This is a genomic window from Pseudomonas sp. G11-1, from assembly GCF_024031555.1.
Classification (GTDB): domain Bacteria; phylum Pseudomonadota; class Gammaproteobacteria; order Pseudomonadales; family Pseudomonadaceae; genus Halopseudomonas; species Halopseudomonas bauzanensis.
The window spans coordinates 870,989-887,572 of the sequence record NZ_QEYQ01000002.1; the positions used below are offsets into that span (position 1 = coordinate 870,989).

At 60.9% G+C, this 16,584-nt stretch carries 14 protein-coding genes; all 14 read right to left on the bottom strand.

All coding sequences use genetic code 11. The annotated features are described in order from the left end of the window. Positions 1-88 precede the first annotated feature (88 nt). Positions 89-3,613 carry a DNA polymerase III subunit alpha gene (dnaE, locus tag DHB74_RS10070; protein ID WP_499161361.1) on the bottom strand — a complete coding sequence of 1,175 codons (3,525 nt, stop codon included), beginning with the start codon at positions 3,611-3,613 and terminating at the stop codon, positions 89-91. Positions 3,614-3,724: 111 nt separating this feature from the next. Next, positions 3,725-4,384, bottom strand: a complete 660-nt coding sequence (gene rnhB, locus DHB74_RS10075) for a ribonuclease HII (protein ID WP_499161392.1) — start codon at positions 4,382-4,384, stop codon at positions 3,725-3,727. Between the two features lie 5 nt (positions 4,385-4,389). Continuing rightward, positions 4,390-5,571 (bottom strand): lipid-A-disaccharide synthase, encoded by a 1,182-nt coding sequence (gene lpxB / locus DHB74_RS10080; RefSeq protein ID WP_136869157.1) that lies wholly within the window; start codon positions 5,569-5,571, stop codon positions 4,390-4,392. 3 nt (positions 5,572-5,574) lie between these two features. Further along, positions 5,575-6,351, bottom strand: coding sequence for an acyl-ACP--UDP-N-acetylglucosamine O-acyltransferase (gene lpxA / locus DHB74_RS10085; RefSeq protein ID WP_036990858.1), 777 nt, complete (start codon positions 6,349-6,351; stop codon positions 5,575-5,577). Then, the gene (gene fabZ, locus DHB74_RS10090) at positions 6,348-6,788 is read right to left on the bottom strand and encodes a 3-hydroxyacyl-ACP dehydratase FabZ (protein ID WP_036991225.1); all 441 of its coding nucleotides are present in this window, start codon (positions 6,786-6,788) and stop codon (positions 6,348-6,350) included. The genes lpxA and fabZ overlap by 4 nt, the downstream gene beginning before the upstream one ends. Positions 6,789-6,834: 46 nt before the next feature. Then, the gene (gene lpxD / locus DHB74_RS10095; protein ID WP_136869156.1) at positions 6,835-7,896 is read right to left on the bottom strand and encodes a UDP-3-O-(3-hydroxymyristoyl)glucosamine N-acyltransferase; all 1,062 of its coding nucleotides are present in this window, start codon (positions 7,894-7,896) and stop codon (positions 6,835-6,837) included. A 5-nt stretch (positions 7,897-7,901) separates the two neighbouring features. After that, positions 7,902-8,408 (bottom strand): OmpH/Skp family outer membrane protein, encoded by a 507-nt coding sequence (locus DHB74_RS10100; RefSeq protein ID WP_074780855.1) that lies wholly within the window; start codon positions 8,406-8,408, stop codon positions 7,902-7,904. 37 nt (positions 8,409-8,445) lie between these two features. Further along, positions 8,446-10,764 (bottom strand): outer membrane protein assembly factor BamA, encoded by a 2,319-nt coding sequence (gene bamA / locus DHB74_RS10105; protein WP_136869155.1) that lies wholly within the window; start codon positions 10,762-10,764, stop codon positions 8,446-8,448. A gap of 106 nt (positions 10,765-10,870) precedes the next feature. Beyond that, positions 10,871-12,232 (bottom strand): sigma E protease regulator RseP, encoded by a 1,362-nt coding sequence (gene rseP, locus DHB74_RS10110; protein WP_036990867.1) that lies wholly within the window; start codon positions 12,230-12,232, stop codon positions 10,871-10,873. 37 nt (positions 12,233-12,269) lie between these two features. Next, entirely contained in the window at positions 12,270-13,454 is a 1,185-nt protein-coding gene (gene ispC, locus DHB74_RS10115; RefSeq protein WP_499161362.1) for a 1-deoxy-D-xylulose-5-phosphate reductoisomerase, read from the bottom strand. Next, positions 13,451-14,266, bottom strand: a complete 816-nt coding sequence (locus tag DHB74_RS10120; RefSeq protein ID WP_136869152.1) for a phosphatidate cytidylyltransferase — start codon at positions 14,264-14,266, stop codon at positions 13,451-13,453. Before DHB74_RS10120 ends, ispC begins: the two co-directional genes overlap by 4 nt. After that, positions 14,266-15,012, bottom strand: coding sequence for a polyprenyl diphosphate synthase (gene uppS, locus DHB74_RS10125; RefSeq protein ID WP_036990875.1), 747 nt, complete (start codon positions 15,010-15,012; stop codon positions 14,266-14,268). Before uppS ends, DHB74_RS10120 begins: the two co-directional genes overlap by 1 nt. A 98-nt stretch (positions 15,013-15,110) precedes the next feature. Next, a complete protein-coding gene (gene frr / locus DHB74_RS10130) occupies positions 15,111-15,668 on the bottom strand; it encodes a ribosome recycling factor (protein WP_036990877.1) in 558 nt (185 codons plus the stop codon). 3 nt (positions 15,669-15,671) lie between these two features. Beyond that, the gene (gene pyrH, locus DHB74_RS10135) at positions 15,672-16,406 is read right to left on the bottom strand and encodes a UMP kinase (RefSeq protein WP_499161363.1); all 735 of its coding nucleotides are present in this window, start codon (positions 16,404-16,406) and stop codon (positions 15,672-15,674) included. Positions 16,407-16,584 lie beyond the last annotated feature (178 nt).

Here is a 16,584-nt window from a genome sequence, read left to right on the forward strand (position 1 = left end):
GTCGGGGCATCCTGTTTTTTGCGTTACCTTACGGGATTGCCTCGGCTGCGTCGAGCAGCCCGGTCCCGTGAGAATGTCTGAATTCGGTTTATCTATAGTGCAGGGAGACGCTGCCTTTACCCAACTGGTCACGTAGCGTCTGCACCAGGTCATCAGCCGGCTCCACCCGCCATGCTTCGCCCAGGCGCAGCATGGCCAGCGCATCAGGGCGCTGCACTTCGATGGTGACTGCACATTCGCCCTTATACTTCTGCAACACGCCGGCCAGCCGGTTGAGACAGTCCGGACCGTGCCGGCGCGTATCGAGATTGATGCGCACACTGTCCAGCAGCGAGGTGCGCGCCTCTTCCAGGCTCATGACCCGCTTGGCGCGCACACGCATGCCACCGGAGAAATCATCCACCGCCACCTCGCCTTCCACCACCAGCAGCGCATCTTTCTGCAACAGCGATTGCGCCGCCTGATAAGCCTCGGCAAACAGCGAGACCTCGACCCGGGCCGAGCGGTCATCCAGCGTCACGAAGCCGACCTTGTCACCACGTTTGCTTTTCATTACCCGCAGATCGAACACCAGACCGGCGATGGTCTGCGACTCGCGCGAGGGCTTGAGGTCGATGATCCGCTGCCGGGCGAAACGGCGAACCTCCTTTTCGTATTCATCGATGGGGTGGCCGGTCAGGTACAACCCCAGGGTATCCTTCTCACCGCGCAGGCGCTCCTTGAAGGTCCACTCCCGCGCCTGACGATAGGCTTCATACACATCCCGCTCGGTGGACGGCCCGAGCAGGTCGCCAAACAGGTCGTCGTGACCACTGTCGGCGCTGCGGTGGGTCTGTTCGGCGGCGGCGATCGCCTCTTCCATGGCAGCTGCCAGGGCGGCGCGATTGCGGTCGACCTGTTGCAGATAGGCCTGCTGTTCGGTATCGAAGAAGGGGCCCAGCGAATCCAGCGCGCCGGAGCGGATCAGCGCTTCCATGACCCGCTTGTTGATTCGCTTGAGGTCGACCCTGGCGCAGAAGTCGAACAGGTCGGCGAAGGGACCACCTTCCAGGCGGGTGTTGACGATCGTTTCCACCGGCCCCTCCCCCACGCCCTTGATGGCGCCGAGACCGTAGACCACGCTGCCGCTGTCATCCACAGTGAACTTGTATTCAGAGAGGTTCACATCCGGCGCCTTCATCCGCAGCTTCATGCTGCGGCACTCCTCGATCAGCGTCACCACCTTGTCGGTGTTGTGCATATCCGCCGAGAGCACCGCGGCCATGAACGGAGCCGGATAGTGGGCCTTGAGCCAGGCGGTCTGGTAAGAGACAAGACCGTACGCCGCCGAGTGCGACTTGTTGAAACCGTAACCGGCGAACTTTTCCACCAGGTCGAAGATATTGCCCGCCAGGTCGGCGTGAATACCGTTGTTCTGGCAGCCTTCGAGGAAGATCGCCCGCTGTTTGGCCATTTCCTCGGGCTTCTTCTTACCCATGGCCCGGCGCAGCATGTCCGCACCGCCAAGGGTGTAACCAGCCATCACCTGGGCAATCTGCATCACCTGTTCCTGATACAGGATGATGCCATAAGTCGGCTTGAGCACCGGTTCCAGACCGGGATACTGATAATTCGGGTGCGGGTAGGAAATCTGTTCGCGGCCGTGTTTACGGTTGATGAAATCATCGACCATGCCCGATTGCAGCGGGCCGGGGCGGAACAGGGCCACCAGGGCGATCATGTCTTCCAGGCAGTCAGGCTTGAGCTTCTTGATCAGCTCCTTCATCCCGCGCGATTCCAGCTGGAATACCGCGGTGGTCTCGGCCTTCTGCAGCATCGCGTAGGTGGGCGGATCATCCAGCGGGATGCGGTCGATGTCTACCGGCTCCAGGCCTTTGCGCGCCTGTTCACGGTTGATGGTCTCCATTGCCCAATCGATGATGGTCAGGGTACGCAGGCCCAGGAAGTCGAACTTCACCAGACCGGCAGCCTCGACATCGTCCTTGTCGAACTGGGTTACCAGGCCCTCACCGGCCTCGTCGCAATACAGCGGCGCAAAGTCAGTCAGCTTGGTCGGTGCAATTACCACGCCCCCGGCGTGCTTGCCGACGTTACGGGTGATGCCCTCCAGCTTCAGCGCCATGTCCCAGATTTCCTGGGCTTCCTCATCAACCTGCAGGAAATCGCGCAGGATTTCTTCCTGCTCATGGGCCTTGGCCAACGTCATGCCGACCTCGAAGGGGATCATCTTCGATAGCTTGTCGGCCAGACCGTAGGACTTGCCTTGCACCCGCGCCACATCACGTACCACCGCCTTGGCCGCCATGGTCCCGAAGGTGATGATCTGCGATACCGCATCGCGGCCGTAGGTGTCGGCCACATACTCGATCACCCGGTCGCGGCCCTCCATGCAGAAGTCGATATCGAAGTCAGGCATGGAAACCCGTTCCGGGTTTAGAAAGCGCTCGAACAGCAGGTCGTATTCCAGCGGATCCAGATCAGTGATCAACAACGCATAGGCGACCAGCGAACCTGCTCCGGAACCCCGGCCGGGGCCAACCGGCACGCCGTTGTTCTTGGCCCACTTGATGAAGTCCATGACCACCAGGAAGTAACCGGGAAAGCCCATCTCGATGATGATATCCAGCTCGAACTTCAAGCGATCGAGGTAGACCTGGCGGCGTGCTTCGTAGTTTTCCGACTCGGGCGGCAATACTTTCTTGAAGCGCTCTTCCAGCCCTTCCAGCGAGACCTGGCGAAAATAGTCGTCCATGGTCAGGCCGTCGGGCACCGGGAAGTCCGGCAGATAGTAGGTACCCAGTTGCACGTCGATATTGCAGCGCCTGGCGATTTCCACGCTGTTGGCCAGCGCTTCGGGAATGTCCGAGAACAGCTCGGCCATTTCCTCGGGTGACTTCAGATACTGCTCTTCGCTGTACTGGCGAACCCGGCGCGGATCATCCAGCGCCCGGCCTTCGCCAATGCAGACGCGGGTTTCGTGGGCTTCGTAATCCTCCCGGTAGATGAAACGCACATCGTTGGTGGCCACCACCGGACAATCATGCCGCGCCGCCAGGGCGACCGCGGCGTGCAGATGCTCTTCATCATTGGGCCGTTTGGTGCGCTGCAGTTCAATATAGAAACGGCCGGGGAAGACTTCCATCCAGTACCGCAGCAGGCTGTCGGCATGGGCCGGATCACTGGATAGCAGGGTCTGGCCGATTTCCCCCTCCTTCGCGCCGGACAGGGCAATCACGCCTTCGCTGGCCTCGGCTACCCATTCGCGGCGGATAGTGACCAGACCATTACGCTGGCCATGCGTGTAGCCGCGAGATATCAGCTCGGTGAGATTGCGGTAGCCCTGACGATCCATGGCCAGCAGGGTCATGCGGCTGAGGTGGTTCTCGTCTTCCTCGCCGGTCAGCCAGATGTCCACCCCGGAAATCGGCTTGATACCAGCACCCATGGCGGTCTTGTAGAACTTGACCAGGCTGCACATGTTGTTCTGATCGGTCACTGCGACCGCCGGCATCCCTGCCCCGCCCACCGCCTTGATCAACGGCTTGATCCTGACCAGGCCATCGACCAATGAATACTCGCTGTGGACACGCAAATGGATGAAGGAAACGCTCATGTCTGTCCTGATTCGGAGGCTGGGGAATTAGCCGGGTGATTGTAACGGTGGGGGGAGCTGGGGGCCAGTCTGGCAGAAAAGCTTCGCGGCCAAGACCGCTCCTACAAAAAATCAGGGAATCACCACCACTCCCGAGCCGCCAGTCGTTACTTCTTCCATCACCGTCGTAACCGGCCCTGCCGCCAACGCCTCACGCACCGGCGCGAAGGAGCGGCGATGAATCGGCGTCGCGCCGAGCACTTTGATAGAAGACAGGTGTTCGGGCGTTGGATAACCCTTGTGCTTGCCTATACCGTAGCCGGGATAGAGCAGCTCCAGCTCTTGCATCTCTCGATCACGGGCGACCTTGGCCAGAATCGACGCAGCAGCGATGGCTGGCACCCGGCCGTCGCCCTGGATCACCGGCTCGCTCGGCATCGGCAATACCGGGCACCGATTGCCGTCCACCAGCACCCGGTCCGGGCGAATGGACAAACCCAGCACCGCGCGCCGCATCGCCAGCATGGTAGCGTGCAGGATGTTCAACTGATCGATTTCCTCGACCTCGGCACGGGCGATAAACCATGCCAGCGCGCGCTCCTGGATCAATGGAAACAGCTCTTCGCGGCGCGCCTCGTTCAGTTTCTTCGAATCGTTCAATCCCTCAATGGGCCGCAGCGGATCAAGGATCACCGCGGCGGTCACCACTGCGCCACAGAGCGGACCACGGCCTACTTCATCAACGCCGGCGATCAGCTCATCACCCTCGGGCAGAGTCCAGTCCATGAGCATCTGGGTCATGCTAGCCGGCCCTTGCGTTGCAGCAGTTCGAGGATCGCCGCCGCTGCAGTGTGATCGGCGTCGCGGCGCAACATCTGGTGCAGCTCCAGGAAGACTGCCTCGGTCTGCTCCCGCTCGGGCGTGGGTCCCAGACGCGCCAGCAATGCCTGGCCCATAGCCTCGGGCGTAGCATCGTCCTGTAGAAACTCGGGAGCGACTTCGCGTCCGGCCAGCAGGTTCGGCAGCGCCACATGGCCAACCTTGACCAGACGCTTGAGGATCCTGAAGGTCAGCGGCGCCATGCGGTAGGCGACCACCATGGGCCGTTTGAACAGCATCGCCTCCAAGGTCGCCGTACCCGAGGCAATCAGCACGGCATCGCAAGCGGCCAGGGCTTCATGGGCCTGACCGTCGAGCAGCGTCAGCGGCAGTTGCAGGTCGCTCTCGGCCAGTATCGCTTCCATCTGCTGGCGCCGCTCGGGATTGGCGCAAGGCAGGACGAACTGCAGATCGGGGTTGCGCTGCAGACACCAGTGCGCAGTCTGCAGGAACAGCAGGCCAAGCTTGCGCAGCTCACCGTTGCGGCTACCGGGCAGCAGCGCCACAACGGTTGCGCTCTCGCTCAGGCCCAGCGTCTGTCGGGCACCGCTGCGGTCCGGCTGGAGCGGAATGCGGTCAGCCAGCGTATGCCCGACGCAGCGTACCGCCACGTCATGCTCGCGATAGACTTGTTCTTCAAATGGAAACAACGTCAGCATCAGGTCGGTGGACTGACGGATGCCCAGCACGCGCTTCTTCCGCCAGGCCCAGACCGAGGGGCTGACATAATGCACGGTCGGGATGCCCACTTCACGCAGCCGCCGCTCGACACCGAGGGTAAAATCCGGCGCATCGATACCAATGAAGACATCGGGGCGGCGTTGCTGGAGAAAGCTCACCAGCTCACGGCGTATGCGCAGCAGCTCGCGCAAACGTCCCAGCACTTCGACCAGCCCCATCACCGCCAGCCGCTCCATCGGCACCTGGGTAATCAGCCCTTCGGCCTGCATGCGCGGCCCGCCGATACCGATGAATTCGGCGTCTGGATGTATTTCCTTCAGCGCCCGGATCAACCCTGCGCCCAGGGTATCGCCGGATGCTTCACCGGCAACCAGGGCGATACACAGGGGGCGTGAGGATGGCACCGCAGAGGTATTCATGGCTCAGCGCGTGATGCCGCGGGTCGAAGCCAGAATCGAATCACGATACAGGGCCACTTCGGGATATTGGCTGGCCTCGTCATCAAGCAACTGCAACGCCTCCTGCAGCGTCTTGCCCTGGCGGTAGACCACCTTGTAGGCCCGGCGCAGCGCGGCGATCAGCTCCTGACTGTAACCCCGACGGCGCATGCCCTCGAAATTCATGCCATGAGCACTGGCCGGGTTGCCGCCAACCATGACGAAAGCCGGGATGTCCTTGAACACCGCGCTGTTGGCCGCACTCATGGACCAGGCGCCGATGTGGCAGAACTGATGAACAGTGGTGTAGCCGCCGAGAATGACGCCATCCCCCACATGCACATGGCCGGCGATGGTCGCGTTGTTGGCCATGATGATGTTGTCACCGACGATGCAATCATGGGCGATATGCACATAGGCCATCAGCAGGTTGTTGCTGCCGATGGTGGTCACGCCACGGTCCTGCACGGTGCCCCGATGCAGGGTGCAGCCTTCGCGAATGACATTGTTGTCGCCGATGACCAGCCGGGTCGGCTCACCATGGTACTTCTTGTCCTGGCAATCCTCGCCGACGGAGGCGAACTGGAAAATCCGGTTGCCCTGGCCGATGGTCGTCGGCCCGCGGACCACCACGTGAGGCCCAATGACCGTTCCCGCACCAATCTCGACATCCGGCCCGATAAGGGTCCAGGGGCCGACCTCGACGTCATCAGCCAGCCGTGCGGCTGGATCAACGATCGCCTGAGGGTGAATTCGACTCATACCTTGTGTTCCGCACAGATGATTTCACCGGAACAGGCTTCCTTGCCATCCACCAGAGCACGGCAGGCGAACTTCCAGATTCCGCGCTTGTTACTCAGGTAGGCTGCTTCCAGCTGCAGCTGATCGCCGGGTACTACGGGCTGACGGAAACGCAGCTTGTCGGAGCCGACGAAATAATACAGGGTGCCATCTTCGGCCTTGGTGTTCATCATCTTGAACCCCAGCAGACCGGCTGCCTGGGCCATGGCCTCGATGATCAGCACGCCCGGCATGATCGGGTGACCCGGAAAGTGACCATTGAAGAAAGGTTCGTTGACCGACACATTCTTGTAGGCGCGAATACGCTTGCCCTCGAGGTCCAGCTCGACTACCCGATCCACCAGCAGGAAAGGATAGCGGTGGGGCAGGTATTCTTTAATTTCGTTGATATCCATTATGTCTTGAGGCCTTGCAGTGAAGGGTTGGATGCGCAATACGCACAGCTCAGGACTCAGATGAGCCCTGCGTCGCCTGAGTCACCGCGGGCAACTGCTTCTCCAGTTGTTGCACACGCTTGGCCAGCCCATCGAGCTGGCGGAAGCGTGCGGCACTTTTCTTCCATTCAGCGGCAGGCTGCATTGCGGTACCGGAGGAATAGGCTCCCGGTTCGGTAATGGAGCGCGTGACCATGGTCATGCCGCTGACAAATACGTTGTCGCAAATCTCGATATGGCCAACCATGCCCACACCGCCGGCGATGGTGCAATGGCGACCGATGCGGGTGCTGCCGGAAATACCGACGCAGGCCGCCATGGCCGTGTGTTCACCGATCTGGACGTTATGGGCGATCTGGATCTGGTTATCCAGCTTGACGCCGTTGCCGATGACGGTATCGCTGATAGCGCCGCGATCGATGGTGGTATTGGCACCGATCTCCACGTCATCACCGATCAGCACACCGCCGATCTGGGCGATCTTCTGCCAACTGCCGCGGTCATTGGCAAAGCCGAAGCCTTCGCCACCGATCACTGCACCGGACTGAATGACCACCCGCTCACCCATACGCACGTCGTGGTACAGGGTGACGCGCGGTGCCAGCCAGCTGTCGGCACCGACCCGGCTGCGCGCGCCGACGAAGCATTGTGCGCCCAGAGTGACGTTGGCACCGATGACCGCATCCGCCTCGATCACCGCACCGGCGCCGATGGAGGCCGTGCCATCGATCTGGGCCGACTCCGCGATCACCGCCGTCGGGTGAACCCCCGGCTGCGGACGCGGCTTGGGGTCGAAGCGATGCGATAACCGAGCATAGGCCAGGTAGGGATCGTCGACAATCAAGGCGTTACCGGCAAAGTCAGCGGCATCCGCCTCGGTCAACAACAGGGCACCAGCCTGGGTGGTGGCCAGCAACTTGCGGTATTGACGATTGGCAAGGAAGCTCAGCTGGTCCGCGCTGGCGTCCTGCAAGGTAGACAGACCTATGACTACCTTGCTGCCATCACCGACCAGTCGCGCACCCAGGCCGTCAGCCAGCTGCGCCAGGGTGAAACTGATTGAATCCGCCATCCCGATCAGCGCGCGCTATTCAGGCGCTCGATGACCTGACGGGTAATATCGAATTCCGGTTTCACGTCCACTACTGCGCTGCGATCAATGACCAGATCATAGGCACCGGCCTGCAGGACACTTTCCACTGCCTTGTCCAGCTTCGGCTTGAGCTGCTCCAGCATCTCGCGGTCGGACTGGGCCTTGGCATCGTTCAGCTCCTTGGACTGGACCTGGAACTCACGGGCCTTCTGGCGAAACTCCAGTTCGATTTTCTCCACCTCGGTCTGCCCCAGCTTCTCACCGTCACGCTGCATGCGATCCTGCAGACGCTTGGCTTCAGATTCGAGGTTCTTCAGACGCTGCAACTGGCTACCGAACTTCTTTTCTGCGTCCACGGAATAGCGCTTGGCTGCGTCCGACTCAAGCAAGGCCATCTGATAGTCCAGCACAGCGATTTTCATCTGCGCGGCAGCCGGGAAACTGGCCAGCGCAAACACGGACAATATTGCTACGGAAATAAACTTGCGCACTCTGTGACACTCCTGATGAAAAATGGGGTACCCGGTTTCAGAACGTCTGACCCAGGGTGAACTGGAAGACCTGCCGATCATCGTCAGACTCGTCGTTCAGCGGCACACCAAGGCTGAAGCCCAGCGGACCCAGGGCAGTCAACCACGACAAGCCAACGCCGACACTGTAACGGATTTCGCTAGCGGCCACATCAGGGCAACTGCTGCAATAGGTGTTGAAGACGTTACCGGCATCAAGGAACAGCACTGTGCGCAGCGAGCGTTGGTCCTGGACGAAGGGCGCGGGGAAAATCAGCTCGGCACCACCGGTGATCTTGACGTTACCACCGAAGGGTAACTCGTCGCGATCCGGGTCATCCGGGTGGGGGGTGCTCTTGGGACCCAGGGTACTGTCTTCGAACCCGCGCACCGAGCCGATACCGCCGGCAAAGTAGTGCTCGTAGAACGGTACCTGCTTGGTCGAACCGAAACGCCGGGCGAAACCGCTGTCAGTATGCAGACGCAGGGTCCAATCCTGGGTGATCGGGAAGAACCGCTGGCCGCGGTAGCCGATCTTGTAGAAATACAGGTCGCTGCCCGGCATGGTGGTTTCCAGCCCCAGACTCTGCGAGTAACCGCGATCCGGGAACACACCCCGGTTGAGCGTGGATTGCGACCAGCCGATATTGGCCTTGACGCTGAAGAAGTTGTCGCCTTCGGCATCGAGGAACTCACCGATCTCCTGCACGGTGTAGACCCCTTCCTTGATCTTGTCTTCTTGCAATGACAGACCGAAGGACAGACGCGAAGTATCGCTGATCGGATAACCGATATTGAAGCCGGCACCATAGGAGTCGACCGAGTAGCTGGAGATATCCACATCCAGCTCATCGTAATCGGTGGTGCGGTAGAAGGCGTTGTAGCCCAGGCTGACACCATCGGCGGTGAAATAGGGGTTGAGGAAACCGAACGACAGCGCGGTCTGGTAGGCCGAGCGGTTGGCGCTGAAGCTGACGCGGTTACCGGTACCGAAGAAGTTGTTCTGGCTGATCGAGCCACCGAGAATCAGGCCGGTGCCCTGGGCAAAACCGAGGCTGGCGGTCACCGAGCCGGAGGGCTGCTCTTCCACGGTGTAGTTGACGTCAATCAGGTCGTCAGCGCCGGGAACCGGCACGGTTTCAACGTTCACTTCCTTGAAGAAGCCCAGGCGCTCGAGACGCACCTTGGATTGGTCGATCAGGTAGGTTGATGCCCAACCACCTTCCATCTGGCGCATCTCGCGACGCAGCACTTCGTCATCGGTCTTGGTGTTGCCACGGAAGTTGATGCGGTTGACATAGGCACGCTGGCCAGGATCGACAACGAAGGTTACATCGACGGTGCGATCTTCCTCGTTGACCTGGGGAATACCGTTGACGTTGGCGAAGGTGTAACCCTCGTTACCCAGGCGGCGACCGATCAGGTCCGAGGTCGCTGTCATTACCTGGCGCGAGAACACCTGGCCCGGCTCGACCAGCAGCAAGCGGCGAACGTCCGCCTCGGACACCACCAGGTCGCCCGACAGCTTCACGTCATTGACGGTATACAGCTCGCCTTCATTGACGTTGACGGTGACATAAACGTGCTTCTTGTCCGGGGTGATGGATACCTGGGTGGAGGTGATATCCATATTGATATAGCCGCGGTCCAGGTACCAGGAGCGCAGCCGCTCCAGGTCGCCGGACAGTTTTTCACGGGAATACTTGTCATCGTTACGGATGAAGGACAGCCAGCCGGTGGTCTTGAGTTCGAACAGCGGAATCAGCTCTTCGTCGGAAAACACCGAGTTGCCGACCACATTGACGTGCTTGATGGAGGCGACCGAGCCTTCATCCACGACGATTTTCAGCGCCACTCGGTTGCGCGGCTCGGCAATCACCTGGGCATCGATATCGGCGGAATAACGGCCCTGAGCTACATACTGGCGCAGCAATTCGTTGCGTACGCCTTCCAGCGTCGCCTGCTGGAAGATCTCCCCCTCAGCCAGCCCGGCCATGCGCAGGCCGTCGAGCAGGTCCTCGGACTTGATCGCCTTGTTACCTTCCAGTTCGATGGAAGCAATGGATGGCCGCTCAACTACATTGATGACCAGCACATCACCTTCTCGACCCAGCTGGATATCCTGGAAGAAGCCGGTACGAAACAGGGAACGGGTAGCATCGACCAGCGACTGATCATCCACATCGTCGCCGATGTTGAGAGGCAAGGCACTGAACACACTGCCAGCGGAAACACGTTGCAATCCATTGACGCGTATGTCGGAGATCTGGAAGGCATCGGCATAAACTCCCGGCGCCAGGAGTATCAGCAATAGCGCAGGCAATAGGTAACGTTTCATGAAATCCGTTCTGGCTGACTGGTTAATTCTTATCTGCCGCATGCGACAGCTCGGGTATTGGAGCGGGTGTCACCAGGACATTCCCGCTTCCGTATCTCTATGCCGCTCAGCTGCCCAACCGGCTTATATCGTTGTAGATGGCGAATAACATCACGCCGACAATCATGGTCAATCCTATCTGCAATCCCCACCCCTGGATACGCTCGGAAAGGGGCTTGCCTCTAATCCACTCGGCCACGTAATACACCAGATGACCACCGTCGAGCACCGGAATGGGCAGCAGATTCAACACCCCCAGACTGATGCTCAGATAGGCAATGAAACCGAGAAAGCTTTCGACTCCAGACTTGGCCGAGGCGCCCGCCACTTTAGCAATGGTTATCGGGCCGCTCAAGTTTTTTGCCGAGACCAGCCCGGTGACCATCTTTTTCAGCGAATCGAGGGTCAGCGCGGTCATGTCCCAGGTTTTCATCACTGCCACCGGGATCGCCGTCAGCGGATTGTGGCTGATGCTGCGCATCATGTGCTCGGGCCATTCGAAGGCTTCGATACCGGCACCGATGAAACCGATCAGCCGGCCATCCTGCTCACGGGCCGCGGGAGTCAGGGCCAACGTGCGGATGCCTCCCTCACGCTCCACGGTCAATTCCAGTGTCTGACCGGCGCTGGCCTGAATAGCCGGCACCACGTCCACCAACCAATCGCTGACCGGCTCGCCATCGATCGCCACGATCAGATCGCCCGCTTGCAGTCCAGCCGCCGCGGCCGCGCCATCCGGACTGATCTGCCCGATCAGCGGAGGCACCGCCGGCTTCCAGCTGGTCAGACCCAGCGCCGCTACCGGGTCCGGCTGTTCGGCCCCGCGCAGCCAGCTCTGCAACTGCAGGGTATAACTCTGCGGCGCGCCGCCCTCACCTTCCCGCGCCAGCAGCTGCAGCTGCCCCGTTTCGCCAAGGCGGCGGATCAGCTGCAGATTGACTTCATGCCAGGTGGGCGTCGCGGTACCGTCGATCTCGAGGATCTCCAACCCTTCGCGCATACCGGCGCGCTCGGCGATACTGCCGGGCTCGACCGGGCCGGTTACCGGCGCGACCGTGGTGATACCCAGCACCGCAATGATCCAGAATGCCAGGATAGCCAGCAGGAAGTTGGCCAACGGGCCGGCAGCGACGATGGCAATGCGCTGCTTGACGCTCTTGCGGTTGAACGCTTGATCCAGCTCCTGCTCCGGCACCGGACTCTCGCGCTCATCGAGCATCTTGACGTAGCCGCCCAACGGGATGCCGGCAATCACATACTCGGTGCCCTGGCGATCATGCCAGCTGTACAAAGCCGGCCCGAAGCCGATGGAAAAGCGCAGCACTTTGACGCCGCACCGACGCGCGACCCAGAAATGGCCGTATTCGTGAATGGTGACCAGCAGCCCCAATGCCACGATGGTGGCCAGCAGAGTAAACAAAAGATCCATTCAGCGCCTCATTCGGGGACCGGTCTGAGTCTCATACTCAGACCCGCTTGACCAGCCATGTTTCCGCCTGTTCACGGGCCTGCTGATCAGCCAGCATGACCTGTGGCAGCTCTTCGACCCGCTCGGGCGGAAGGCAGTTCAATGTGTGCTCGATAATAACAGGGATGTCGGTGAAACCAATGCGTCCACCGAGAAAGGCCTGCACGGCCACCTCGTTGGCGGCGTTGAGGATGGCGCAGGCGGTGCCGCCAGCGTCAAAAGCCTGCCGAGCCAAGGACAGACAGGGGAAACGCAGCGGATCAGGGGCCTGGAAGTCCAACCGCGCGGTCCGCAGCAGGTCGAGCGCACTGACCCCGGAATCGATCCGCTCCGGCCACGCCAGAGCGTGGGCGATGGGGGTACGCATATCGGGATTGCCCAGCTGCGCCAGCACCGACCCATCGACGTAATCGACCAGCGAATGCATCACGCTCTGTGGGTGCACCACCACCTCGACCTGCTCGGGTCGCGCATCGAACAGCCAGCAGGCCTCGATCAGCTCCAGGCCCTTGTTCATCATGCTGGCCGAGTCCACAGAGATTTTCTGTCCCATCGACCAGTTGGGGTGCGCGCAGGCCTGTGCTGGTGTTACCCCGACCAGGTCTTCCAGCGCATAATCGCGGAAGGGTCCGCCAGAAGCGGTGAGCAGAATACGCCGCACGCCTACCTTGCCGAGGCCGGCGCCGTAGTTCTGCGGCATGCACTGAAAGATGGCGTTGTGCTCGCTGTCGATCGGCAGCAGCTGCGCGCCAGACTGGCTCACCGTCTGCATGAACAGGGCGCCAGACATGACCAGCGCTTCCTTGTTGGCCAGCAATACGCGCTTGCCGGCACGTACTGCCGCCAGCGTCGGGGCCAGTCCGGCCGCGCCCACAATGGCCGCCATGACTACCTGGACACGCTGATCGGCTGCCACGTCGGCCAGCGCCTCGGACCCATGCAGTACCCGGGTCGGCACACCGGCCGCCGCCAGACGCGGCTGCAGTTCAGCTGCCTGGGCCGCGTCCGCCACCACAGCGAACACCGGCCGGTGCTGTTGACACTGCGCCTCCAGCACAGCCATGCGGCTGTGCCCGGTCAGAGCGAAAACACTGTAGCGGTCAACGTGCCGGGCCAGCACATCCAGAGTGCTGACGCCGATCGAGCCGGTCGCACCCAACACTGTAATCCATTCGTGACTCAACCCAGCAGACTCCCGAACAGATACCAGCCCAGGGAGAAAACCGGTACCGCCGCCGTCAGGCTGTCGATGCGGTCCATCACACCTCCATGCCCGGGCAACAGGTTGCTGCTGTCTTTCAGCCCCTGCTCGCGCTTGAACAGGCTTTCGGTCAGATCACCCACGACCGAAAACAGGACGACTACCAGGGTACCAACCATACCGATCAGGATAGATTGCATGGACCAGCCGAGATAGAGCATCGCCGCCACGGCGAGCAACTGGGTCAACAGCACACCACCAAGCAGACCCTCGATGGTCTTGCCGGGGCTGACCCGCGGCAGCAGCTTGTTGCGGCCGAAGGTCTTGCCGGCAAAATAAGCGCCGATATCCGCCGCCCAGACCATCACCACCACAGCCAGTATCAGCCACAGCCCGCCGTCCAGCGCACGCAGCCAGACCAGTCCGTACCACGCCGGCAGCAATATCAGCAAACCGAACAGCTGCGCAATCAGTGAGCCGGTCCAGAGTCCGCGACCGTTGGGGTAGCGTATGATCATACTGGTCGCCAGCAGCCACCAGCCCAGTGCCGGCGCCAGCAGAAAATGCGGCGCCCAGGCATCGCGATACAGGCCGACCAGCATCAGCGCCACCGCCAGAGCATAGATTACCCGCCCTTTCTGCGAGGCCTCACCGGCAAGCCGGGCCCACTCCCAGGCTCCCAGGGTAACAATGAAGCCGATCATCACGGCAAACCAGAGATGGTCGAGCAGCACAAAGCCGGCGATGACCAGGGGCGCTAGAATCACGCCGGTGAGAATGCGTTGCTTGAGCATCAGGACTCCGCTGCCACTTGTTCGCTGGTCTTGCCAAAGCGCCGCTGCCGGCGAGCAAAATCCGCCAGTGCCTCGCGCATGGCATCGTGTTTGAAATCAGGCCAGAAGAGATCGGAAAAATAGAGTTCGGCATAGGCCATCTGCCACAGCACGAAGTTGCTGATACGCCGCTCGCCGCCGGTGCGAATACACAGATCGGGCAGCGGCAGACCGGCAGTACTGAGCCGGGCTGCGAGATCATCCGCTTCGATGGTATCAGCGTCCAGAATGCCCGCTGCAGCATCGCGCGCCAGCGAACGGGCCGCCTGGGTGATATCCCATTGCCCGCCGTAATTGGCTGCCACCAGCAGCCGCAGACCACGACATTCAGCAGTGTAGGCCTCGGCATCCGCCATCGCCTGCTGCAACTTTGGCGCAAAGCGGCTGCGCTCACCAATGATGCTCAGACGGATGTCGTTATCCCGCAGCTTGCGCACTTCCCGGTGCAGCGCCAGCAGGAACAGCTCCATCAAGGCGCCGACCTCAGCCTGCGGCCGGGCCCAGTTCTCACTGGAGAAGGCGAACAGCGTAAGTACTTCCACCCCTTCCCGGGCGCACACCTCGATGACCGCACGGACGGCATCCACGCCCGCTTTGTGCCCTGCCACACCGGGCAGGAAACGTTTGCGTGCCCAGCGGTTGTTGCCATCCATGATGATGGCGACATGGCGAGGGACGGACCCGGTTGCAGCTTTATTATCAGTCATGATCAGGGTCTGCTGGTGTGCTGAACAAATTCATCTCCTGGTGCCCCTGCCCCGATCAGGCGCGCCCTTGGGCAGCACCCGCCAGGGCGGGATCTGCCTCAGATGGCCATCAGGTCCGTTTCTTTGGCTTCCAGCGCCTTGTCGATCTCGGCAATGTACTTGTCGGTGAGTTTCTGCACCTCATCTGCGGCACGACGCTCGTCGTCTTCGCTGATTTCCTTTTCCTTCTGCAGGTCCTTCAACTGACCCAGCGCATCACGACGGATATTGCGTACTGCCACCCGCGCGTTCTCCGCTTCGCTGCGCGCCTGCTTGGTATAACCCTTGCGGGTTTCCTCGGTCAGTGCGGGCATCGGCACACGGATGGTGGTGCCGGCAGTCGCCGGGTTCAGACCCAGGTCGGAAGTCATGATGGCCTTTTCCACAGCCTGAATCATGCTCTTGTCGAATACGCTCAGGGCCAGCGTACGCGAGTCTTCGACGGTGACGTTGGCCACCTGACGCAGCGGCGTGTCGGACCCGTAGTAGGACACCATAACGCTGTCGAGAATGCTCGGGTGTGCCCGACCAGTGCGGATCTTGGCGAAGGCGACGTCCAGCGACTCGGCCGACTTCTTCATACGTTCCTGCGCTTCTTGCTTGATTTCGTTGATCATTACTCAGCCCTCGATCAATGTTCCCTCGGCGCTTCCTACCACTGCATTGAGCAGCGCGCCAGGCTTGTTCATGTTGAATACCCGCAAGGGCATCTGGTGATCGCGGATCAGACAGATGGCTGTCAGATCCATTACACCCAGCTTGAGGTCCAGCACCTGGTCATAGCTGAGCTTGTCAAAACGTTCGGCATTCGGATCCTTCATCGGATCGCGGTTATAGACGCCGTCCACCTTGGTTGCCTTCAATACCACATCCGCATCCACCTCGATACCGCGCAGGCAGGCGGCAGTGTCGGTGGTGAAGAAGGGGTTACCGGTACCAGCGGAAAATATTACCACGTCGCCACCAGCCAGATAGCGCATGGCCTTGCGTCGATCATAATGCTCGGTGACGCCTTCCATGGTGATAGCTGACATCACCCGGGTCTGGATATTGGAGCGCTCCAGGGAGTCGCGCATGGCCAAACCGTTCATTACGGTGGCCAGCATGCCCATGTGGTCACCGGTAACCCGGTCCATGCCAGCGGCACTGAGAGCGGCGCCGCGGAACAGATTGCCGCCACCGATCACCAGTCCCACCTGTACACCAATGCCGATCAGTTGGCCGATTTCCAGCGCCATGCGGTCCAGCACCTTGGGATCGATACCGAAGTCTTCGGTACCCATCAGGGCCTCTCCGCTGAGTTTGAGAAGGATTCGCTTGTACTTGGGCTGACGGCTGCTAGGTAGCTGGGCCATTCATCACTCTCCTGCTGTGGCTGGTGAAACACTCAACAAGTCACACCCAGACCATCAGGATGGCGACTTGTTCAGTATTTCTTAAAAAGAAGGCTTCACGCCTGCGCGGGAAGCCTTCCGATACTACTCTGGTTGCAGACTCCGCGCAGGGAGTCTGCAGAGCGCTGGTCACGCCGCG